Raw genomic sequence first — 22515 nt, 5'->3', positions numbered from 1 at the left:
TTTTATTTTTTAGGATTTATTTTTAATTTATTCATAATTATTGCGGACACAATTAACAAAGAAAGCGGAATCAACGAAAGATAAAATGCCTGTTGCCCACTGAATTCCTGAAACACAAAACCTGTGATAATCGATCCGATCGTACCTCCGATTGCAGAAAAAACTACAATTAAACCAGACATCGCACTGTGTAAATATTTCGGAATTGATGCTAAAATCACAGAATTGATACTTGGATAAATCGGCGCCAATAAACCGCCCATTAATGGAAATAAATACACGACAAGCGGAGCATTTAGCCACGTTGTGTTTATATCAATAAGCGTATTGTGAGTTAATGGTAAAACCAATAAAATACTTATCGCAAAACCAATTACACAAAAGGAAACGACATAAATCCAACTGAATTTCTTTGAGAAAAACCCCGATAAAAATCTTCCCAATGCAAAAGCTCCCGCCAAAACCGCTCCCGCCTGAATACTCATTGAGGTCGGAACTTTTAAAATTTCTTTATAAAAAGTCGGTGTCCAGGTCTGGAAACTCTGCTCAACCAAAACAAAAAGGAAAGCACATAGCAAAAAGAACAATACTTTTTTGTAACTGAATAAGCTAATGCTGTTTTTTAAGTCTCCTAATAAATCTGTTTTCTCACTTTTCGCTTCATTTTCATTCAATTTTGTAAAGAATAAGAACAGAAAAGACAAGGCTGAAAGTCCGCCTAATACCCAATAAACATTCAGCCAATGGGTTGATTTTGGATTGTGGTCATCAATAAATAAGCTGAATAAAACATTTCCCATTAATACGCCAATCATGAAAAACCCTTCCAGATACCCCATAAAACTAGAATGCTCCTTATCTGTATTTGTTACCAATCCGATGGAAGTGAAGACTGAAATTTTGATTAACGCGAAAGAAATTCCGACAATCGTAAATAGAAGTTTGAAAAACCAGAAATTGTTGGCAAAAGGCATCATAAAACACATGCAACTCACCAAAAATAATGCAATCAACATTGAATTTTTAATCCCTATTTTTGGTAAAAATGAAGCCAAAATGAATGAGCAAATTGCAATCGGAAGATCTTTAAAACCCTCCAAAACACTTGCAGAAGATTTTGATATTCCGAAATTTTGCTGCATTTGTAGAATCACTGTCCCTACGGAATTCAACAGGATTGCGAAGACAAAATAATTTAAGAATAAAACTGCTTTTATGTTTAAATTTTTCATTATTAATTTCTTGTCGGTGAAGATAGAAGCTATTCAGTTAACAATAATTTAACTTAGTAAATGAATATTTGAACTATATTAATATAATTTGTATTTTCACATAATTATTATAATTAATTAAATGAAAGTTACATTTGAGCACGTAATACCAGACGAAAAAAGTTCGTTTTGTGTAATTCACAATAATTTACCTGTATCATTGTTAAAATGGGAGTACCACTACCATCCGGAAATTGAGTTGGTCTGTGTGCTTTCAGGAAGTGGAACCCGCCACGTGGGATACCACAAAAGCAATTATACAAACGGAGATCTTGTGTTAATAGGATCAAACATTCCTCATTCAGGATTTGGATTAAATTCAATAGATCCTCATGAAGAAATCGTACTGCAATTTAGCGAAGAAATTTTGCAGTTTCCACAACAGGAAGTGGAAGCGAGATCAATTAAAAACCTTTTAGAATTGTCAAAATATGGGATTCATTTTCATGATGAGGTTCATAAAATGATGCTTCCAAAATTGAAATTGATGTTGGAATCGGAAGGTTATAAAAGGTATTTATTATTGCTTGAAATTTTATTTGAATTATCGAAATGCACAGATTATGAGCTTTTGAATAAAGAAATCATGCCTTACACGATTATTTCTAAAAATAAAACGCGTCTGGAAAATATTTTCACTTACGTTGAACATAATTATGATAAGGAAATTAATATTGAAGATGTTGCAAAACTGGCGAATCTTACGTTGCCTGCTTTCTGTAATTTTTTCAAAAAAGCGACACAGATTACGTTTACAGAATTTGTAAATAGATATCGAATTAATAAGGCTTGTTTGTTGATGGCACAGGACAAAAGTATCTCGGAATGCAGCTATAGTTGTGGTTTTAATAATGTGACTTATTTTAATAGAATGTTTAAAAAATATACCGAGAAAACGCCTTCTGAATTCATGAAGAATTTTGCACAGAATAAGGTGAATGTGGATTTGAAGGTTGAGAGTGAGGTGAAGATTAAAGCTAGTTTTTAAAGTATTTTTGAGATGTTTCGACACTAAATATAATGATTCTTTTAATACTTTATATTTTAAACCTCTCGCGGATTTGGCAGATTGCGTAGATCTTTTTTTAACGCAAAGATTTATTTTTTAGACAATATATTCTAAGAGCAAAGATTGAATCAAGAAGTTGATTTGATGAAGCTAAACGTTCGCTTCGTGTAGCAAATTTATTTGCCTTTGCTCTACTTAAAAATCAAATATAAAGTTATAGAAATCTTTGCGTTTAAAATTTCCCAGAGATCAACGAATTTTACAGATGATTGCATATAAAAAATCTGCGCAATCTGCCAAATCCGCGAGAGAAAACAAAAAAGCCATTCCAAAGAACAGCTTAATATATTATATGAGATTGTGTTGCAAAAGCCATCAACAGAACACCCGCAACAATCAACCAAAAATTATTTCCACTTAATATTGCAACCCATGCTCGGTCTTTGAATTTCCTCTTGTGGCTCACCCAACAAAAGATTTTCAAAAGCAATAATTAAATCCTCACCCGTTACATCTTTGTTATTTCCCGGTCTTGAATCGTCCATTTGCCCTCTGTAGACAAGATCCAGTTTTTCATCAAAGAAAAAGAAATCCGGTGTACAAGCAGCATCATACGCTTTAGCAATTGCTTGGCTCTCATCATATAAATAAGGAAAATCAAAATTTCTTTCGATCTGGAATTCAATCATTTTTTCAGGAGAATCTGCCGGATACTTTTCTACGTTATTCGAGTTTATTGCAATAAATTCAATCCCTCTTTCATTATAATCTTCATATAATTCGTTTAACTTATCGATCACATGAAGAACGAACGGACAATGGTTACACATAAAGATCACCAATGTACCTTTTTCTCCTTTCAGATCGTCCAATGACTGAACTTCATTAGTTTTTGAAGGGTTCGGAAGTTCAAAAAAAGGAGCTTTTGTACCTAAATCGATCATATTTGAAGGAGTATTCATAACTTTTTTATTTGTGCACAAAGATAGAGATTTTCTTTGTTATATAGGTTAGAAGCTTGAAGGTGAGTGTTTGAAGTTTTGTTATTTTCGTAAGAAAAATAATATCCAATTGAATTAGGCTATGTGAAATATTAATTTTTACAATAATTTTAAAATAACTTTCGAAACAGCTATTATTACAGCATTTTCAACGATTCAAAAACAAGCCTAAATTAATTCTTAAAGTAAAATACAAAAAATTGTTTGGAAGATATATTCAAAAGTTTGTAGTTTTGCTAACACTGTTAGTAATAAAAAATCATGGGTCTACATGAACGTCGACAAAGAGAAAAAGAAAATATACGCACCAGTATTTTGGATGCGGCTTTCTCTTTGGCAAAAACCGAAGGGTGGGCTTCACTTTCCATGAGAAAAATTGCCGATGCTATTGAGTACAGCGCACCGGTAGTTTATGATCATTTTGAAAACAAAGAGGCTATTTTATACGAGATCTCGTTGAATGGTTTCCATTGTTTACACATCGAATTGTTGAAAGCTCAGAGAGAACATGACAATCCGGAAAATCAATTAAAGGCTATTGTGGATGCTTATTGGAAATTTGCATTCAAAAACAAAGAGTATTACCAATTGATGTTTGGCTTGGGAATGCAATGTAGCGGAAAAGGAATGATGAAAGAAGAATTTTCTTCGTTTCAGGATATGCTTTACGATTGCACGTATGAAATTATAATGAAAAAAGGATCAAATCCCGACAATGCCTGTCACTCGTCACATGCCTTATTTTCGGCGGTGCATGGATTGATCTCAATCATGATGATGCGTAATGATGATATTCCTTCTACGATGAATAAAACGACTTTGGATGAAACAGTTTCTGCTTTCATTAAGTCTTTGTAAATTTTTTTGAACTAAAAATTAACACCGTTAGGAATATTAACGCTTAATAATATTGAAACTATTAACAAATTTAGATATCATGTAGAATTACGAGAAAATTAATGGTCATTTTTTTTATCGCACCAATTAACACTGTTAGTAAAAATAACACCACATTATACTTAAATCAAGAGAAAAAACTTCAATTATGAAAACAACGATTTAACATCTAAGATTACGAAATCTGTAATTTTTTTTAAACTTAAAATTAACATCGTTAGCAAAAATAACAGAATTCAAATTAAAAAACATTATTATTTTATTTAACACTTCATTAAAAAAACTTAAACTAAAATGAAAATATTTGGAAAAATAAGGTTCATTGTACTTATATCAAGTATTATCCTCTTACAAAACTGCACAAAAGCAGCCGAAGGTTCTAATGCAGCACCACCTCCTCCTGAACTTCCTGTCTATACTGTAATCTCATCTCCTGCGACCACATACCAGGAATTCCCGACTGCTTTGGAAGGAAAAAATAATGTGGAAATCCGTTCGCAGGTAGACGGATATTTAGATAGAATTTATGTGGAAGAAGGCGCTTATGTTAGAGCCGGACAGCCTCTATTTAAGATAGATTCAAGAGCTTACGGAGAGCAGATGAATATGGCAAATGCCAATTTACAGGTTGCCAATGCCAATATTCAGAAAGCAAAGGTAGAGGTTGACAGACTTGAACCTCTTGTAGCTGCAAAAGTAGTTTCTGATGTACAATTAAGAACAGCAAAAGCAAATTATGCAGCAGCTGTTGCAGCCGCTTCACAGGCAAAAGCGTCTGTTGGCGGAGCAAGAATTAACGTCGGGTTTACAACGATTACAGCTCCGGTAAGTGGATATATCGGAAGAATTCCTTACAAAAAAGGAAGTCTGATTTCAAGAACAGACCCGAATCCATTGACATTATTGTCAGACATCAGTGAAATTTACGCCTATTTCTCTTTAAGTGAACTGGATTTTATTGGTTTTCAAAATAAATATCCCGGAGCAACTTTAGAAGAAAAACTTAAAAATATGCCGATGGTTGAATTGGTCATTGCAGACAACAGTGTTTATTCTGAAAAAGGAAAAATGAGTATTGTTGACGGACAATTTGATAAAACTACCGGAGCAATCAGCGTTCGAGCAGTTTTCCCAAATACCAATGGAACATTGAGAACCGGAAATACAGGACGTGTTCGTATGCCACAGTTAATGTCTAATGCCTTGATCATTCCACAGGAATCTACATTTGAAATTCAGGACAAAACTTATGTTTATGTCGTCGGAAAAGACCAAAAAGTAACCAGCAAACCCATTACAATTTCTGGTAAAACTGATAACTATTACTTTATTTCCGAAGGTGTAAAACCCGGAGAAAAAATAGTATATGTAGGATTGGGAAGCTTAAAAGATGGTGTTTCTATCAAAGCAAAACCAATTTCTTCTGATAGCTTACTGAAAGCAAAACCGTTGTAAATCCGCTTTTTGCTTCTCGCTTCTCGCTTTTGCATTCAAATGCAATATTGAAAAATTAATAATTCAGAAGCATTATTTCTTGCCAGTGGCCAAAAGCTAATTGCTATAAGCAACTTAAAATTAAACTTCTTATGTTAAAACAATTTATAGAAAGACCGGTACTTTCAACGGTCATTTCCATCATACTTTTATTATTGGGAGCACTGTCTCTCTTTAATTTACCGATTGCCCTCTTTCCCGATATTGCGCCGCCGAGTGTTCAGGTAACGGCATTCTATCCGGGAGCGAATGCGGAAGTTGTCGCTCGTTCAGTAGCGACACCTATTGAAGAAGCCGTGAATGGAGTTGAAAACATGACGTACATGACTTCGAATTCCAGTAACGACGGAACGATGACCTTAAGTGTATTTTTCAAACAGGGATCCGATGCAGATAATGCAGCGGTAAACGTTCAGAACAGAGTTTCTAAAGCGATGAGTCAGCTTCCTCAAGAAGTTGTTCAGGCGGGAATCTCCACACAGAAAGTTCAGAACAGTATGATTATGTTTATGGGATTGTCAAGTAATGACCCAAAACAATATGATGAACTTTTCCTTCAAAACTATTTGAAAATCAATGTCATTCCACAAATCCAGCGTATTCCGGGAGTTGCTCAGGCACAGGTTTTCGGAACGAGAGATTATTCGATGAGACTTTGGCTGAAACCGGACAGACTAGCTGCGAACGGACTTTCGCCTCAGGAAGTCTTGAATGCGGTGAAAGACCACAATTTAGAAGCTGCTCCAGGACGTCTTGGACAAGGTAGTAAGGAAACTTATGAATATATTTTAAAATATAAAGGTAAATTAAACAAAAACGAAGACTATGAAAACATTGCCATCAAAGCCAATAGCGACGGTTCGTTCCTGAGACTGAAAGATGTGGCAAGAGTAGAATTCGGTTCTTATACCTATACCGCAGCTAACAGAATGGATGGTAAACCTGTTGCCGGATTTGCCATCCTTCAAACAGCAGGCTCCAATGCCAACGAAATTTTAACAGATATTGAAAAACAGATTGAACAGATGAAAACTACGCTTCCAAAAGGAGTTGAGCCCATCATTATGTACAATTCTAAAGATTTCTTAGATGCATCCATTCATCAGGTTGTTGAAACATTAGTTATTGCATTTATTCTGGTATTTATTGTAGTGTATATTTTCCTTCAGGATTTCAGGTCTACATTAATTCCTGCGATTGCCGTACCGGTTGCAATTGTTGGTACCTTCTTCTTCCTTCAATTGTTTGGATTCAGTATTAATATGTTGACTTTGTTCGCATTGGTTCTTGCCATCGGTATTGTAGTGGATGATGCCATTGTGGTTGTAGAAGCTGTCCACTCAAAAATGGAACGAACAGGAATGCCGGTTGAACAAGCTACGATGAGCTCGATGAGTGAAATTTCGGGTGCGATTATTTCGATTACTTTGGTGATGTGTGCTGTATTTATTCCGGTTGGTTTCATGCAGGGTCCTGCAGGAGTTTTCTACAGACAGTTTGCGTTTACATTGGCGATTGCGATTTTAATTTCGGCGGTTAATGCATTGACTTTAAGTCCGGCTTTATGTGCTATGTTTTTAAATGATCCTCAAGGAGAACACGGCGAACATGGAAAGAAAAAAGGTTTTGGAGCAAGATTTTTCAACGCTTTCAATGCGAGCTTTGATAATATGACCAAAAAATACATCTACAGCCTTAAATTTTTAATTAAAAATAAATGGGTTGCAGTTGGAGGTTTAGCCATTTTGATTGCCGGAAGTGTTTTCTTGATTAATAAAGCACCTTCAGGATTTATTCCGACCGAAGATCAGGGATTTGTTTTGTATGCTGTGAATACGCCTCCGGGAAGTTCATTAGACAGAACCAATAAAGCAACTGAGCAAATTGATAAAATCATTAATGGCGAAAAAGCTAAAAACCATCTTTGGGTAGCCGATGGAATGAACTTTATCAGCAATTCAAACGCGTCTCCTTATGCTGCTGGTTTCCTTAAACTAAAAGATTACGATCAGCGTGGCGATGTGAAAGACCCAGACCAGATTGCAGCGGCATTAACAGGAAAAGTAGCTCAGGTAAAAGATGCGAATGCGTTCTTCTTCAATTTCCCTACCGTGCAGGGATTTGGTAACGTTTCCGGGTTTGAATTTATGCTTCAGGATAAAACCAACGGCACTTTTGAGCAATTGGGAACAACCACTCAGGCATTCATTGGAGAATTGATGAAACGTCCGGAAATTGCTTTTGCCTTTACAACCTATGCAGCCGGAAACCCACAATTTACGATTGATGTCGATTCAGATAAAGCCAATCAGCTAGGAGTTTCGATTACTGAATTGATGCAGACGATGCAGATTTATTACGGAAGTAGCTTCGTTTCCGACTTCAACAGATTCGGAAAATACTACAGAGTAATGGCTCAGGCAGATATTCCTTACCGTAGCGATGCGAATTCTCTGGAAGGTATTTATGTTAAAAATAAATCGGGCGAAATGGTTCCTGTAAAAACTTTGGTGACTTTAAAAAGAACTTTTGGTCCAGAAACGGTTACAAGAAATAACTTATTTAACGCCGTAACGATTAACGGGACTCCAAAACCTGGCTACAGTACAGGAGATGCCATTAAAGCCGTAGAAGAAGTTGCCGAAAAATCACTTCCTAGAGGTTTCGGATATGAATGGACAGGAATTACCCGTGAAGAAATCAAAACAAGCGGACAAACCACTTTCATCTTTGCCTTAAGTATTCTGTTTGTGTATTTCTTATTGGCAGCTCAATATGAAAGTTATATTCTTCCGTTTGCGGTTATTCTAACGATTCCAACCGGGATTTTCGGAGTATTTGCTTTTACAGGTTTAGCAGGAATTGATAACAACATTTATGTGCAGGTCGGATTAATCATGCTCGTCGGATTGCTCGCCAAAAATGCCATTCTGATTGTGGAATTTGCCGTTCAGCGGAGAAATGCGGGAAGATCATTGTTAGAATCAGCGCTTCAGGCTTCAAGATTACGTTTAAGACCAATTTTGATGACTTCATTTGCATTTATCGTAGGAATGTTGCCATTGGTCTGGACGCAAGGTGCAGCTGCAAAAGGTAATCACTCCATCGGAATCAGTACCGTTGGTGGAATGTTTACCGGTGTTGTCTTCGGGATTTTCATTATTCCGGTAATGTTTGTGATCTTCCAGTATCTACATGAAAAAATGCCAAGCAGAAAAAAGAAAAGACTTCAAAGACAAAAATTGGAGGAAGATCTTTTAGCAACAGCTCATTAATAAAAAATGATTGACAAAACTTTGAGAAATTTAATTTAACCACAAAAGTCACAAAAGATTTTACACTTAAATTATTTGAAGTTTAAAGGTTTGAAAATAAAAGGACACATAAGTCTTTTTCAAATCAAGATTTAAAATAATCATCTGTGAAAATCCGTGAAATCTGTGGGAAATAAAAAATAGAGAAGAAACTATTCAAACTAATATCATAAAAAGCAAAGTGTATCTCCTACTAAAGACTTCTTTGCTCATTAATTTCTCAAAGTTTTGTAATCAATTTAAATTTTAAAATTATGAAATCGCCTTAGTTTGAATATATCAACCGAAATGAAGATGTAGCGATTGCATATGACTTTAAAAAAACAATAAACATCATCATATGAAAAGAGTAAAAAATATAATCATCGCTTTCGGAATTGCATTAGGAGCGGTTTCCTGCGTGCCAAAATTGGCATATGAGGAGACAAAACCCGAGCTTCCCGAAACATTTAAATATACCGCAACTGCGGACACAGCAAGTGTTGCCAATCTTGAATGGAAACAGTTTTTCAGTGATCCGATGCTCCAAAATTTAATCGAAAAGGGAATTAAAAACAATTACGATTTACAAATTGCTTTAAAACAGGTTGCCTCATCGCAGGAAAAACTAAAACAGGCAAAATATCTTCAATATCCTGATGTAGGTTTCGGAGTTGCAGCACAGATTTCAAAACCTTCAAAAAACAGCATGAATGGACAAAGCTTGAATTTATTTTTAGGCCAGAGTCATGTTGAAGATTATAATGCAGCCTTCAACCTTTCTTGGGAAGCTGATATTTGGGGTAAGATTAAAAATCAGCAGGAAGTTTCAAAAATGCAGTATCTTCAGACTTACGAAGCGACAAAAGCTATTCAGACACAGGTTGTTGCAGCGATTGCACAAGGATATTATAATTTATTGATGCTTGACAAACAGTTGCAAATTGCAAAATCGAATTTAGATCTGAGCACCAATACCCTTTCTTTAACAGAAAAGTTATGGAAAAGTGGTGACACAACTTCTTTGGGAGTTCAGCAGGCAACCGCTCAAAAACAATCAACAGAATTGTTGATTACCCAGTTGGAACAGAATATTGCCATTCAGGAAAATGCATTGAGTATTTTAATCGGTGAAAACCCAAACAAAGTTGACAGAACGATTGAAATGTCTGATACTTCTTTGCCACAGGATATTTCAGCGGGACTTCCTGCTGCGATGGTAAGCCGTCGTCCGGATGTTCGTCAGCAAGAACTGGTATTGTTGGAATCTAATTCAATCGTGGGAATTGCTCAGGCCAATATGTATCCTTCATTAAAAATTACAGCAAACGGTGGTGTGAATTCATTTAAAATTGATAATTGGTTTTCAATTCCGGCATCATTGTTCGGATCTGTTTTAGGTGGAATTACGCAGCCAATTTTTCAGAAAAGACAGTTGAAAACGGATTTAAATGTTGCTAAAATCCAGAGAGAGAAAAATGTATTGGCGTTCCGTCAATCTGTTTTAAATGCTGTTGGAGAAGTTTCTGATGCTTTGGTTTCAAATGAGAGCTTAAAAGTTCAGGAACAAAAAGCAACCGAACAGGTAGCAACCTTAAAAGACGGAATTAAAAGTGCCGAAATGCTTTACAAAGGCGGAATGGCAAATTATTTAGAAGTAATAACAGCTCAGGGAAATTCTCTGCAGGCAGAACTGAATCTTGCGTCCGTAAAAAGACAGAGATTGAGCAGTATTGTTGATTTGTACCGAGCTTTAGGTGGCGGTTGGAAGTAGTAAATTTAATTATATTGTTAATGGAATGCGGTCTTTCGGGATCGCATTTTTTCTATGTTGGAAAATCGCAAAGGCGCAAAGATTTTAGAATAAAATACTGTTTTTAAGGCACAAGAAAATCAAAGATTTTCAGCAAAGTCAACGTATTACAATTTTATTGAAGATAAAATCCTTGCGTCTTAAAGCATTAAGAAAAAATTATTTCTTTGCGCCTTTGCGTTTTCCAACAATTAAACTATTCCAAAGTATGCTCATTAATATACTCAATCAACCCATCAAAATCCTCTTGCGAATATCCCAGCTGCAAATAATGAATATCATCCGCTTTTCGATACCATGTCAGTTGACGTTTTGCATATCTTCGGCTGTTTTTTTTAATTTCAGAAATAGCAAAATCCAAATCCCATTCACCATTAAAATATTTGAATAATTCTGAATAACCAACCGTATTCAAAGCCGTCAAATGTTTAAATTTTTCTAAACTTTTTGCTTCCTCCAGCAAACCTTTCTCCATCATCATATCCACTCTCCTGTTGATTCTGTCGTATAGTTCTTCTCTTGCAGCTTCAATTCCGATTCGGATGGTATTAAAATTCCTGGAATCTTGTGAAACCGCAATTTGTTCAGAATATTTTTTATTCGTCTGCCAAATTACGTCGATGGCACGCAAAAGCCTTCTGTGATTATGAAAATCAACTAATGCAAAATATTCAGGGTCTAATTCTTTTAAAATCTCCTGAAGTTTTTCAATTCCTTCTTTTTCGAAAATTTCATGTAATTTTTTCTGATTGTTTTCATCAGCCTCTGGCAAATCGTTCAACCCTTCAATCACTGCTTTTTCATACATCATGCTTCCACCCACCAAAATGACGGTATCGTATTTTTCAAACAGTTCATCGATTTTTTTTAAAGCATCTTCCTCGTATTGCCCGATTGAATAATAATCTTCAACAGAAAGATTTCCGATGAAATGATGAGTTGCTTCTGCCAATTCTTCTGCAGAAGGTGCTGCTGTACCAATTTCCATTCCTCTAAAAAACTGTCGGGAATCACAGGAAATAATTTCCGTATTAAAATACTTAGCCAAATCAATTGCTAATCTCGTTTTACCGATTCCGGTAGGCCCTACAACAGAAATTAAATTTTTCTTTTTCACGACGCAAATTTACAAAAAGGAGTTTATTTAATTGGCTGGAAGATGGAAGTTAAAATTGGAGGTTCATTTATATCCAAGATAGTCTTCCCGCTTCCAGCATCAAACTTCCAGCCTTACTACTTTAGCCAAACTATAGACTTAAATGTTTATCTTTGTACGACAATAAAAAACTATGATTTTATCAATGACCGGCTTCGGTAGAGCCGAAGGTGTTTTTGAAGGTAAAAAAGTTACAATCGACATCAAATCTCTGAACTCAAAGAGCTTTGATCTAAACATTAAAGTACCTTTACGATATAAAGAAAAAGAATTCGAAATCAGAAAAATTCTGAATGATAGAATTATCCGTGGAAAAGTAGATTGTTACATTAATCTGGAAAATCTTGAAGAAACCAACGATGTGAAAATCAACAGAAGTTTAATCGATTCTTACATGTCTGAGCTTAAAAATATTGCTTCAGACGGCCCAGATTTTGAATATCTGAAAATGGCGGTAAGACTTCCGGATGCCATCACTTCAAGACCTGATGAATTGGGAGAAGGAGAATGGGAAGCTTTAGCAAAAATCGTTAACGAAGCAACAGATAAGTTCCTGGAATTCAGAAAAACAGAAGGAAAAATCCTTCATGAAGAGTTAGAACGAAATATCAAAAATATTGACCAATACCTGTCTGAGGTTTTACCTTTCGAAGAAGTGAGAATCAATGCTGTAAAAGAACGTTATCAGAAAACTTTGAAAGAATTTGAGAATGTGGATGAAACAAGATTCTATCAGGAAATGGCGTATTTTACAGAAAAATTAGATATTTCAGAGGAAAAAGTAAGACTTGCCCAACATTTGAAATATTATTCTGAAGTAATGGATAATGAAGATTTCAACGGAAAAAAGCTTGGGTTTATTTCTCAGGAAATCGGAAGAGAAATCAATACTTTAGGTTCAAAAGCCAATCATGCAGAAATTCAGAAATTAGTCGTGATGATGAAGGATGATTTGGAGAAAATTAAAGAGCAAACGTTAAACGTTTTGTAAGAATCAAGTAAAAAGAGTCAAGTAAAAGTAAACGCATAGTCAATCAATCATCATTTATCTCTTATCATTTATGAATAAGGTTATCATATTTTCAGCGCCTTCAGGAAGCGGAAAAACTACATTAGTAAAGCATTCTTTGGAGGTTTTTAATGAATTGCAGTTCTCTATTTCTTGCACAACGAGACAACCGAGAGGTACTGAAATTCATGCTGTAGATTATCATTTTATTTCGCCTGATGAATTCAGACAGAAAATTGCTGAAGATGCTTTTGTGGAATTTGAGGAAGTTTACACCGACAAATATTACGGAACCTTAAAATCTGAGGTCGAAAAGATCTGGAATCAGGGAAAAGTTGTTATTTTTGATGTAGACGTAAAAGGCGGAATTTCATTAAAAAAATATTTTGGGGAAAAAGCACTGTCGATTTTCATCGAACCACCTTCGATTGCCGAGTTGGAACGAAGATTGATTTCAAGAAATACCGATGATGTCGAAACCATAAAAACACGTGTAGCAAAAGCCGAAGAAGAGCTTACCTACGCTATTGAATTTGATAAAATCGTGATTAATTCCGATTTGAACGAAGCAAAATTAGAAATAGAAAGTTTAATAAAGAATTTTATCAAAAGTTAGATGACGGAAGATGGAAGATGGATGTTTTAACACAACCATTTAAAGTTGTTTTCATTAAATTTAGTTTCTGATAGAACAAAAAACATTGAGGCTGAAATGAGCACCGAAACATTAGAAAAAGCCAAATCTACACTTCCTGTGAAAGGATTTTTAGATATAAAAGACATCGATATTCCGCAAGGAGAAGAATTGGTAAAAACTATTCTTCAACTTAAAGAAGAAAAAAATGCCGTTATTCTTGCGCACTATTATCAACCCGGAGAAATTCAGGATATTGCCGATTTTCTTGGAGATTCTTTACAATTAGCAAGACAGGCAAAAGAAACCAACGCCGATATGATTGTATTCTGCGGAGTACATTTCATGGCGGAAGCTGCAAAAATTTTAAATCCGACCAAAAAAGTAGTCCTACCCGATACAATGGCGGGATGCTCTTTAGCAGACGGATGCAGCGGTGAGGGTCTTAGAAAAATGCGTGAACAGCATCCAAATGCTTTAATCGCAACCTATATTAACTGTAATGCAGAAACAAAAGCAGAAAGCGATATTATCGTGACCAGCTCCAATGCTGAAACAGTAATCGAAGCACTCCCGACAGACCGACCAATCATTTTTGCACCGGATAAAAACCTGGGAAGATATTTATCACAGAAAACAGGTCGTGATATGATTCTCTGGGACGGAAGCTGCATCGTACACGAAGCTTTCTCCATGGAAAGAATTGCAAAACAATTGGCAGACAATCCGGATGCTAAATTAATTGCACACCCAGAAAGTGAAGAAGCAGTTTTAAAGCTTGCTCATTTTATAGGATCCACTTCTGCCCTTCTGAATTTTGTTGAAAAAGATGATTGCCAGAAGTTCATTATCGCTACAGAAGAAGGAATTCTTCACGAAATGAGAAAACGTGCCCCGCATAAAGAATTGATTCCAGCTTTGGTTTTTGATGAAAGCTGCAACTGCTCGGAATGTTTTTATATGAAACGAAATACAATGGAAAAACTGTATTTATGTATGAAATATGAACTTCCTGAAATTTTAATTGAAGAAGAACTTCGACTGAAAGCATTAAAGCCCATTGAAGCAATGCTCGATCTTTCGAAAAGTATTAAATAAATTTTAAAGCGGGTTTTTACTCGCTTTTTTTACTTAGTTTTTACCACAAAAGTCACAAAAGATTTACAGTGAAGTGTTTTAAGTTATAATATTAGCTTTTTAAAGTACCTCAAAGTTTTTAGAAAATCTTTGATTTTCAATTCTTATGTGAACCTGTACTTTTTGAAGCATCAAACTTTTGGAATTTTAAAAAAACTTTTGTGGCTTTTGTGGTTAAATTTTCAAAATAATCAATTATGAGCAAAATATATCTTGAAGACGTAAAAATCTATGCTTACCACGGAGTTTTACCCGAAGAAAATATCATTGGAACTTATTATATCTTAAATGTAGAAATCCACACTGATCTTTGGAATGCCGCTGAATCTGACGATTTGAGCGACACCATCAGTTATGCAGAAATTAACGATATTATTCACAACGAAATGAAAATCAACTCTAAACTTCTGGAACATGTTGCCGGAAGAATTATTGCTAAAATTCATGACAGTTTTGAACAGATTTCTTATATCAAATTGAAGATCACCAAAACCAGTCCGCCCATGAAAGGCGAAATGAAAGGCGCCAGTATCGAACTTGAAAAAAGTTTTTTGTTGGGTGGTTCAGCAGAAAATAACTAATTTCACTTTTCAAAATAAAACATTCAGGTGAGAATTTTAAGTTTTCTTTTCGTACTTATTTCGTTCAATATTTTTGCTCAAACCGAAAATAATCAGGCAGTTTACAGCTTTCCGAAAATAAAATCGAGCATCACGATGCCGGTAACGATTCCGTTGTCGGAAATCAGCAATATGGTAAATTCCTCGGTGAAAGATCTTATTTTTCAGGATGATTCTTATACCGATAACGATAATGACCAGTTCAAGGTAAAAGTCTGGAAAACCCGTCCGATACGATTGGTAGGAGATGCCAATCAAAATATTTTCATTGAAGTTCCCTTAAAAATCTGGGCAGAAAAAGGAATCGGAACGCTCGGTTTGTACACGTATCAGGAAACGACTTTTGAAACGATTATGTATTTTAAAACCGCTTTAAGCTTTAAAAATAACTGGTCTGTAAGTACTTTTACGCAGCCAATGGGTTTTAAGTGGGTGACAAAGCCTGTACTGGATTATGGCAAAATAAAAATTCCGATTACTTCGCTTGTAGAATCAAGCTTGAAAGACCAGCAATATAAATTCTGCAAAACCATTGACGAACAAATGGCTGCACAACTGAATTTCCAGCAATACGCCGTTTTAGCCTGGAATGCATTCTCACAACCATTCAATATTTCGGAAGAGTACAATACTTGGTTGAAAGTAACTCCCATTAATGTTAATATTACTCCTTTAAAGTTCTATGGAAATCAAATCGATACCAATATAGGAATTGATATTTTTTCGGAAACTTTTACAGGAATGAAACCCGAAGCTTCACAACCTGTAAAAACAGTTATGAACTTCAATTTCATTCCGCTTCTTGCTGATAAATTTCTTTTACAAACTACAGCAAATATTCCTTTTTCGGAAGCAACAAATATTGCAAAAAAGACATTTTTAAATAAAGAATTTGACATCAGAGATTCTAAAGTGAGAATTACCGACATTAAAGTCTATGGGGAAGCAGACCGTATCATGATAGAAGCCGACACGGAAGGTTATGTGAACGGAACTGCTTTTATTTCGGGAATTCCTGTGTATGATGAAACAAAGAAAAAAATTGTTCTTTCGGATACAAAATTTAAACTTAAAACATCTAATATTCTTCAGAAATTGGCAACTTCCCTTTTCAAAGGCAAAATTGTAAAGATGATTGAAGACGAATACGGAATTCCGACAAACGAACTGGAAACCTCTTCTAAAAAAAGCATCGAAGAAGCTTTTAATAAAGAATATTACAAAGGCTTAAAAATTAGTGGAAAAGTATTTAATTTAAAACCATCAAGAATACTTTTAAATGATTTAGGAATTACCGCAGTCATTGACACCAATGCCAATCTAAAACTAACCCTGAAAGGATTTTAATAAAAACTAAACATAACCATGAGAAAATATTTACAAATTGTCGACAGACACAAAGCGTCTTTAGGCACAAGATTCGTCAATAACTTAATAGACACCATAATTTTGATGATTATTCATATTATTTTAGGGATTCTGTCTACTATAATTTACAACCTTACTTTTAATAACTTTTTTTTCTTCTTTAATAATGGTGGCTTCATCTGGGATGTATTTGTAGGTGCAGTGGTTGCTGTTATCTATTTTTTCCTTTGGGAATATTACACCGACGGAAAAACGCCCGGTAAGTATGTTACGGGTACAAAAGTAATCAGCATAGACGGAACGAGACCAACAAGTAAACAATATCTTTCACGAAGTCTTTATAGAGTTATTCCGTTTGAAGCATTTACATTTTTCGGCTCTGAAGGATGGCATGATGGGATGACAGACACGAGAGTGATTAATTATAAAAATTATGAGACTGAAAGACAGGCCAAAAGCGAGATCAACAACATCGGAGTTAAAGAAATTGCCTGAAAAATTTGGAGAAAATATAAATTTGAGTATATTTGCACCACTCTAAACGGTGCTTTGGCCGAGCGGCTAGGCAGTGGTCTGCAACACCATCTACAGCGGTTCGAATCCGCTAGGCACCTCGAAAATCCCTATTCTGAAAGTTTAGGGATTTTTTATTTTATACAATATAAGATCTTTTTAGAAAGATTTCAATCTAAAATATTCAAATTATAAATATCATCTGTTAAATACAAGTATTCCCTTATCATAAGATGTAAAATTCATTTACTATAATATTTATTTAACATAATTTTTAAATTTTAACAATCCTTTAACTAAAACTTGGCTTCATAATTGGAATGGGTTAAATATAAAAAGCCTCGCAGCTTAATAATTAATAAATAGAAAAATTTGAGTTATGAAAAATATAGTTTTAGCAGGTTTAATTTCAGTTTTTACACTGAGTGCCTGTAAGAAGGATGACAATAAAGTTGCCGAGAAAACTTTAGAACAACAAAAAATGGAATTTCAAGTGAGACAGCTTGAAATAGAGAAACAAAAACTGGCTATTGAAAGAGAAAGATTTGCATACGAAACACAGAAAAAAGCCGATAGCATTGCAGAAGTTGAAAAAGCAAAAACCGCAGCTGCTGCAAAACCGCAGGTAATTAAAGAAACGAAAACAATTTATAGAGATGCCCCTTCTTCAGGTAGCGGTGGTTCTTCTTCAGGAGGAAGCTCTTCACAAGGTACGACCGCTCAGAAAAAAGGAATCAGTGACGCAGCTAAAGGTACTGCGATCGGTGTAGTGAGTGGTGCTGCTTTAGGTGCAATTGTAAATAAGAAAAACCGTGGTGGTGGTGCCGTTGTAGGTGGTATTATCGGTGGTGCGACAGGATATACTTTAGGTAGAGCACAAGACAGAAAAAGCGGTCGAGTACAGCCTAAATAATTAAATATTTTCAAAAACATGAAAGATTGCTTATTTTTAGGCAATCTTTTTTTATGCTGTTAATTTTATTTTCTTCGTTTTTAATCATTTCAACCTTTATGGGTTGGGGAAAATTGCTTGAAAAATTTATAGGAGAAAACTTAAATGGTATTTCGGGGAAAATTCTATCTGGAATCTTTTTATCAGGTCTGATTTTCACAATTGTATCGTTCTTTATTCCACTCAATTTATATGTTGAAATACCTGCAATTTTGATCGGGTTATTCTTCTTTTTTAAAGACAAACTTTACTTGGATTTTTATAAATTTTCAAAAAAAGATTCAGGTGTTTTAGCTATTTTAGCAGCCGTTATTGTATTCTGCGGCTCGTTTTACCCTTTTATTTTAGATCATTTTGGATATTATGTTCCGTCGATCAAATGGCTTACAGAATATGGATTGGTGAAAGGAATTTCTAATCTTGATCTGATTTTAGGACAAATGTCGGCTTGGCATATTTTACAGGCCGGATTCAGTAATTTTTCGGATCCGATTCTAAAACTTAATGCTGTACTGCTGATTATTTATGCACTATACATCATTGAAAACAAAAGCTGGCTTCAGTTGATTTTTGTTCCGGTTTTATTAATTTTTACACAATCTCCAAGTCCGGATTTACCGGTCATTACTTTTTCTCTCATTATTTTAAATGAAATTTTATCCGGGAACAAAAACCTTTCATTCTTATTTGCATTTTCAGTTTTTACATTTGCTATAAAACCTACCATTATCTGGTTGCCAGTTTTCATTCTCCTCTACTCTATTTTCATCTCTAAATTTGATTATAAAAAATTCATTTTCGGTTCATTCGTATTTCTACTCTTTACGTTAAAAAACATCTGGATATTCGGGTATCCATTTTTTCCTATTGCTGTTTTTGACTTGGGAATTTCATGGAAAGCTAATCCCGAACTGTTAAGAGCATCCTCAGAATTCGCCAAGGTAAAAATGTATGATGAACAATACACGTATGAAGAAATTTTAAAATTCTCATGGTTTGAGCATATCAAAAACTGGTTATTTTTAAAAGGAATCAAATCCATAATCAATATTTTATTTGTTGTAAGTTTAATGGGATTTATCATATTTTCTTTTATTAAAAGAAATAAAATCGTCAGTTTAATTTGTATTTCTATTTTAATTAAAAGTATTTTAATCCTACTTTTTTCTGCGCAATACCGATTTTTCATCGATGTTTTTTTTGTGATGTTTTTTGTTATCTTTTTTAAACATTTAAATACAAAAAAATCGTTTCAGATTTCCTCATTTTTAATTTGTGCTGTAGTTGGATTGTTCTCTTTTCCAAATCTTATCCAGAAATTCGTACCAAGTTTTAATGTAGGAAGATTTATGACTCAGTTTGAAAAAAAACAGCTTTTAAAACCATCAAATTACGAATACAATCAATACAAATCTTATCAAGTCGGAGATCTGAACTTCAACGTTTCAAAACACTATCCTTTTAACTTTGATACACCAACGCCTGCCATTTCAGAAAGTTATGTTTTAGATTATCAAAAATTAGGAATATTTCCACAGCCAATTGATAAAAATGATTTAAAAAAAGGTTTCATCTGGAAAAAACTTAATGCTAAAGAGAAAAAAGAATTGGAGAAAACCATTGAAATCATCAAAAAGAACTATCAATAAAGCCATTACCTAAGACTTTAATATCTGAATAAAAAACGGTAATTTTGTACTATGTTCAATACTTTAGGTAATCTTCTCAGCCTTACTACTTTTGGCGAGAGTCATGGCGCAGCGTACGGCGGAATCATTAATAATTTTCCGGCAGGTCTGGAAGTAGACTTCGAAAAAATTCAATACGAATTAGACCGCAGAAAACCGGGACAGTCTGCAATCGTTACACAGAGAAAAGAAAGTGATACCGTGAAGTTTCTTTCCGGAATTTTCGAAGGAAAAACCACGGGAACACCAATTGGTTTTATGATTGAAAATGAAAACCAAAAATCGAAAGACTACGATCATATTGCCAATTCTTATCGTCCGAGTCATGCCGATTTTACGTATGACCAGAAATTTGGCATCAGAGATTATCGTGGCGGCGGAAAATCTTCGGCAAGAGAAACCATCAACTGGGTCGTTGCAGGTGCTTTGGCAAAACAATTTTTAAAAGATATTGAAATCAATGCTTACGTTTCTTCCGTAGGCGAAATTTTCTGCATAAAACCTTATCAGGATTTAGATTTCTCTAAAACAGAAAGCAATGAAGTCCGTTGTCCCGATGCTGAAACTGCCGAAAAAATGATTTCAAAAATTAAAGAGATCAAAAAAGAAGGAAACACAATCGGCGGAACAATTACCTGTGTTATTAAAAACGTTCCTGTAGGAATTGGTGAACCTGTTTTCTCTAAGCTTCAGGCTGAACTGGCAAAAGCAATGCTCAACATTAATGCCTGCAAAGGCTTTGAATACGGAAGCGGATTTTGCGGTGCAAAAATGACCGGAAGCGAACACAACGACCAGTTTAACACCGATTTTTCTACAAAATCGAACCTTTCTGGTGGAATTCAGGGCGGAATTTCTAATGGAATGGATATTTATTTCCGTGTGGCTTTCAAACCTGTCGCAACGATTTTACGACCTCAGGAAAGTGTTGATAAAGATGGAAATGCAGTAACAGTAGAAGGAAAAGGAAGACACGATCCTTGTGTGGTTCCGAGAGCTGTTCCTGTGGTGGAAAGTTTGGCGGCATTTGTTTTGGCAGACTTATTTCTGATCAATAAAACGAGAAACATTAATAATTTTTAATAAAAATATTGGTAATGAAAAATTACTGGGACAAAGCAATTTCTTTTGAAGATTATCTTCAGATTGCGCATGAAAGACTCGAAAATCCTGCGACTCCGCAAGATGCAGAATATAAAATGTATTATGAACTGGGAATCCAGAGAATGGACAGAACCCTGAAAAAATTCGTAATCGATGAAGGACAACTCAACGAACTAAAATCTAAGAGTTTCAACGGAAAAATTCTGATTATTTCTGAAGCTTGGTGTGGTGATGCAAGTGCCACAGTTCCAGCTTTGGTAAAGTTTTTTGAAGGTCATAATGAAGTGAAAATCTTTTTACGAGACAGCGATAAAAGCCTGATCAATGAGTTTTTAACCAACGGAACAGAATCTATCCCGAAAGTGATTATCCTGGATGAAAACTATAATGTGAAAAATTCCTGGGGACCGCGTCCGAAATTTGGTCGTGAATTGTTATTAAAATTTAAAGCAAATCCTGAAGAATATCCAAGAGAAAGTTTTTACAACGATTTGCAGGTTTATTACTCGAGAAACCGTGGAAAAGATGCCATTCAGGAGATTTTAGAATTATTGTAAAATAGTGAATATGAAAAAACTGATTACACCGATTGTCATCCTAATCATTTTGGGCATTATATTTTTAGTTCCCGGAGTAAGAAATTTTCTTAAGGATCAATTTTTTCCGGTAGCAACGATAGAAAATGCCGTTCACATCAGTCAGGATGACTACGATGTTGATTTACAGGGAATCAATGTACCGAGTACCAATCTGAAAAACTTTAAGAACAAACCTGTTTTTCTGAATTTTTGGGGAACATGGTGTCCTCCTTGCCGAAAAGAATGGCCATCCATCCAAAGATTGTATGACCGGAGAAAAGGCCATATCGATTTTGTGCTTATTGCTATGAAGGATGAAGAAGAGAAAGTTCGAACTTTTTTAAAGGAAAATAATTATACGGTTCCTGTGTACATTGCACAAAGCCCAATCTCCGAAAAAATACTTCCTAAAGCTTTCCCTACAACGTTTCTTTTAGACCAAAACGGAAGAATTTTAATCAAGGAAGATGCTGCAACTGATTGGGACGCAGAATCTATCCATCAGTTCATTGATAATATTGTTAAGTAAACTTTAACTAAAATTTAGATTTACTTGGTATAAATTTTGCGAAATTTACAGAGTTGAAATTATTTTAAAAGCAAACACAAAAATGAAATATTCAAAACTCAATCTTGCCAAAGAGGCAATTGCCCACAAAGGCTTCGTAAAAAAAATACCTGATATTTTCCGGATGGTGAATATGTGGAGAAAAGGAGCGTATCCTGTAAAGTCGATGGATCTTATTCTTCCTTTGGTAGGTCTTCTCTATGTCATTTCGCCAATTGATATTATTCCGGATTTTATTGTTGTTGCGGGAGTATTAGATGACTTGGCAGTTTTGTCATTAGCAATTCCGAAGCTGATAAGGGAAGTTGATAAATTCTTACTTTGGGAAGCCGAGCAGAAATACAGCTCTGAAACTACAAAAATCATCGACGCAGATATCGTTAAATAATATAAGCATCCTTTCGGGGATG

At 34.9% G+C, this 22515-nt stretch carries 20 protein-coding genes and 1 tRNA gene; 18 read left to right on the top strand and 3 right to left on the bottom strand.

All coding sequences use genetic code 11. The annotated features are described in order from the left end of the window. Nucleotides 1-2: 2 nt before the first annotated feature. Nucleotides 3-1232 carry an MFS transporter gene (locus tag BA768_RS18925; RefSeq protein WP_034673075.1) on the bottom strand — a complete coding sequence of 410 codons (1230 nt, stop codon included), beginning with the start codon at nt 1230-1232 and terminating at the stop codon, nt 3-5. Between the two features lie 121 nt (nt 1233-1353). On the opposite strand from BA768_RS18925, the gene BA768_RS18920 reads away from it, so the two are divergent. Beyond that, the gene (locus BA768_RS18920) at nt 1354-2259 is read left to right on the top strand and encodes an AraC family transcriptional regulator (RefSeq protein ID WP_065722003.1); all 906 of its coding nucleotides are present in this window, start codon (nt 1354-1356) and stop codon (nt 2257-2259) included. A 428-nt stretch (nt 2260-2687) separates the two neighbouring features. Here BA768_RS18920 and BA768_RS18915 read toward each other — a convergent pair whose 3' ends face one another. Continuing rightward, entirely contained in the window at nt 2688-3242 is a 555-nt protein-coding gene (locus tag BA768_RS18915) for a thioredoxin family protein (RefSeq protein WP_034673072.1), read from the bottom strand. Nucleotides 3243-3542: 300 nt separating this feature from the next. Here BA768_RS18915 and BA768_RS18910 point away from each other — a divergent pair, with 300 nt between their 5' ends. The 4 genes from BA768_RS18910 (at nt 3543) to BA768_RS18895 (ending at nt 10739) form a co-directional block, all read left to right on the top strand. After that, on the top strand, nt 3543-4139 hold the full coding sequence (locus tag BA768_RS18910; protein ID WP_065722002.1) for a TetR/AcrR family transcriptional regulator: 597 nt from the start codon (nt 3543-3545) through the stop codon (nt 4137-4139). Nucleotides 4140-4472: 333 nt separating this feature from the next. Continuing rightward, nucleotides 4473-5633 carry an efflux RND transporter periplasmic adaptor subunit gene (locus tag BA768_RS18905; protein WP_065722001.1) on the top strand — a complete coding sequence of 387 codons (1161 nt, stop codon included), beginning with the start codon at nt 4473-4475 and terminating at the stop codon, nt 5631-5633. 131 nt (nt 5634-5764) lie between these two features. Beyond that, complete coding sequence (locus BA768_RS18900; RefSeq protein WP_034673069.1) at nt 5765-8947, top strand: efflux RND transporter permease subunit; 3183 nt, start codon at nt 5765-5767, stop codon at nt 8945-8947. A gap of 379 nt (nt 8948-9326) precedes the next feature. Next, nucleotides 9327-10739: an efflux transporter outer membrane subunit gene (locus BA768_RS18895; RefSeq protein ID WP_065722000.1), complete on the top strand. Its 1413-nt coding sequence runs from the start codon at nt 9327-9329 to the stop codon at nt 10737-10739. Nucleotides 10740-10974: 235 nt separating this feature from the next. On the opposite strand, the gene miaA is transcribed toward BA768_RS18895, so the two are convergent. After that, on the bottom strand, nt 10975-11895 hold the full coding sequence (gene miaA / locus BA768_RS18890; protein WP_065721999.1) for a tRNA (adenosine(37)-N6)-dimethylallyltransferase MiaA: 921 nt from the start codon (nt 11893-11895) through the stop codon (nt 10975-10977). 172 nt (nt 11896-12067) lie between these two features. On the opposite strand from miaA, the gene BA768_RS18885 reads away from it, so the two are divergent. From BA768_RS18885 to BA768_RS18825, 13 genes are all read left to right on the top strand, one after another. Next, nucleotides 12068-12925 carry a YicC family protein gene (locus BA768_RS18885; RefSeq protein WP_034673062.1) on the top strand — a complete coding sequence of 286 codons (858 nt, stop codon included), beginning with the start codon at nt 12068-12070 and terminating at the stop codon, nt 12923-12925. A gap of 70 nt (nt 12926-12995) precedes the next feature. Further along, a complete protein-coding gene (gmk, locus tag BA768_RS18880; protein WP_065721998.1) occupies nt 12996-13559 on the top strand; it encodes a guanylate kinase in 564 nt (187 codons plus the stop codon). 96 nt (nt 13560-13655) lie between these two features. Next, the gene (nadA, locus tag BA768_RS18875) at nt 13656-14675 is read left to right on the top strand and encodes a quinolinate synthase NadA (protein WP_065722090.1); all 1020 of its coding nucleotides are present in this window, start codon (nt 13656-13658) and stop codon (nt 14673-14675) included. A 233-nt stretch (nt 14676-14908) separates the two neighbouring features. After that, nucleotides 14909-15295 (top strand): dihydroneopterin aldolase, encoded by a 387-nt coding sequence (gene folB, locus BA768_RS18870; protein ID WP_065721997.1) that lies wholly within the window; start codon nt 14909-14911, stop codon nt 15293-15295. A 27-nt stretch (nt 15296-15322) separates the two neighbouring features. Beyond that, entirely contained in the window at nt 15323-16681 is a 1359-nt protein-coding gene (locus BA768_RS18865; RefSeq protein ID WP_065721996.1) for a DUF4403 family protein, read from the top strand. 18 nt (nt 16682-16699) lie between these two features. After that, a complete protein-coding gene (locus BA768_RS18860) occupies nt 16700-17197 on the top strand; it encodes an RDD family protein (protein WP_065721995.1) in 498 nt (165 codons plus the stop codon). A 48-nt stretch (nt 17198-17245) separates the two neighbouring features. After that, nucleotides 17246-17316: transfer RNA gene (locus BA768_RS18855), tRNA-Cys, on the top strand. Nucleotides 17317-17594: 278 nt separating this feature from the next. Beyond that, entirely contained in the window at nt 17595-18128 is a 534-nt protein-coding gene (locus BA768_RS18850; protein WP_065721994.1) for a glycine zipper domain-containing protein, read from the top strand. Between the two features lie 53 nt (nt 18129-18181). Further along, the gene (locus BA768_RS18845; protein ID WP_065721993.1) at nt 18182-19816 is read left to right on the top strand and encodes an LIC_10190 family membrane protein; all 1635 of its coding nucleotides are present in this window, start codon (nt 18182-18184) and stop codon (nt 19814-19816) included. A 51-nt stretch (nt 19817-19867) separates the two neighbouring features. Then, entirely contained in the window at nt 19868-20938 is a 1071-nt protein-coding gene (gene aroC, locus BA768_RS18840; RefSeq protein WP_065721992.1) for a chorismate synthase, read from the top strand. Between the two features lie 14 nt (nt 20939-20952). Next, nucleotides 20953-21516, top strand: coding sequence for a thioredoxin family protein (locus BA768_RS18835; RefSeq protein ID WP_065721991.1), 564 nt, complete (start codon nt 20953-20955; stop codon nt 21514-21516). A gap of 10 nt (nt 21517-21526) precedes the next feature. Continuing rightward, nucleotides 21527-22066 carry a TlpA family protein disulfide reductase gene (locus tag BA768_RS18830; protein WP_065721990.1) on the top strand — a complete coding sequence of 180 codons (540 nt, stop codon included), beginning with the start codon at nt 21527-21529 and terminating at the stop codon, nt 22064-22066. Between the two features lie 82 nt (nt 22067-22148). After that, complete coding sequence (locus tag BA768_RS18825; RefSeq protein ID WP_034673033.1) at nt 22149-22493, top strand: YkvA family protein; 345 nt, start codon at nt 22149-22151, stop codon at nt 22491-22493. The last annotated feature ends 22 nt before the right edge of the window (nt 22494-22515 follow it).

The sequence above is a fragment of the Chryseobacterium sp. CBo1 genome (assembly GCF_001693475.1).
Lineage (GTDB): Bacteria > Bacteroidota > Bacteroidia > Flavobacteriales > Weeksellaceae > Chryseobacterium > Chryseobacterium formosense.
The sequence above is the reverse complement of the archived record's forward strand: the minus strand, read 5'-3'. Positions and strand labels throughout refer to the sequence as shown.

What these genes read in the sequence shown, in the direction of transcription:
- BA768_RS18925 (WP_034673075.1), bottom strand. Translation starts at nt 1,232, where the DNA reads ATGAAAAATTTAAACATAAAAGCAGTTTTATTCTTAAATTATTTTGTC.
- BA768_RS18920 (WP_065722003.1), top strand. Translation starts at nt 1,354, where the DNA reads ATGAAAGTTACATTTGAGCACGTAATACCAGACGAAAAAAGTTCGTTT.
- BA768_RS18915 (WP_034673072.1), bottom strand. Translation starts at nt 3,242, where the DNA reads ATGAATACTCCTTCAAATATGATCGATTTAGGTACAAAAGCTCCTTTT.
- BA768_RS18910 (WP_065722002.1), top strand. Translation starts at nt 3,543, where the DNA reads ATGGGTCTACATGAACGTCGACAAAGAGAAAAAGAAAATATACGCACC.
- BA768_RS18905 (WP_065722001.1), top strand. Translation starts at nt 4,473, where the DNA reads ATGAAAATATTTGGAAAAATAAGGTTCATTGTACTTATATCAAGTATT.
- BA768_RS18900 (WP_034673069.1), top strand. Translation starts at nt 5,765, where the DNA reads ATGTTAAAACAATTTATAGAAAGACCGGTACTTTCAACGGTCATTTCC.
- BA768_RS18895 (WP_065722000.1), top strand. Translation starts at nt 9,327, where the DNA reads ATGAAAAGAGTAAAAAATATAATCATCGCTTTCGGAATTGCATTAGGA.
- BA768_RS18885 (WP_034673062.1), top strand. Translation starts at nt 12,068, where the DNA reads ATGATTTTATCAATGACCGGCTTCGGTAGAGCCGAAGGTGTTTTTGAA.
- gmk (WP_065721998.1), top strand. Translation starts at nt 12,996, where the DNA reads ATGAATAAGGTTATCATATTTTCAGCGCCTTCAGGAAGCGGAAAAACT.
- nadA (WP_065722090.1), top strand. Translation starts at nt 13,656, where the DNA reads ATGAGCACCGAAACATTAGAAAAAGCCAAATCTACACTTCCTGTGAAA.
- BA768_RS18860 (WP_065721995.1), top strand. Translation starts at nt 16,700, where the DNA reads ATGAGAAAATATTTACAAATTGTCGACAGACACAAAGCGTCTTTAGGC.
- BA768_RS18850 (WP_065721994.1), top strand. Translation starts at nt 17,595, where the DNA reads ATGAAAAATATAGTTTTAGCAGGTTTAATTTCAGTTTTTACACTGAGT.
- BA768_RS18845 (WP_065721993.1), top strand. Translation starts at nt 18,182, where the DNA reads ATGCTGTTAATTTTATTTTCTTCGTTTTTAATCATTTCAACCTTTATG.
- aroC (WP_065721992.1), top strand. Translation starts at nt 19,868, where the DNA reads ATGTTCAATACTTTAGGTAATCTTCTCAGCCTTACTACTTTTGGCGAG.
- BA768_RS18835 (WP_065721991.1), top strand. Translation starts at nt 20,953, where the DNA reads ATGAAAAATTACTGGGACAAAGCAATTTCTTTTGAAGATTATCTTCAG.
- BA768_RS18830 (WP_065721990.1), top strand. Translation starts at nt 21,527, where the DNA reads ATGAAAAAACTGATTACACCGATTGTCATCCTAATCATTTTGGGCATT.
- BA768_RS18825 (WP_034673033.1), top strand. Translation starts at nt 22,149, where the DNA reads ATGAAATATTCAAAACTCAATCTTGCCAAAGAGGCAATTGCCCACAAA.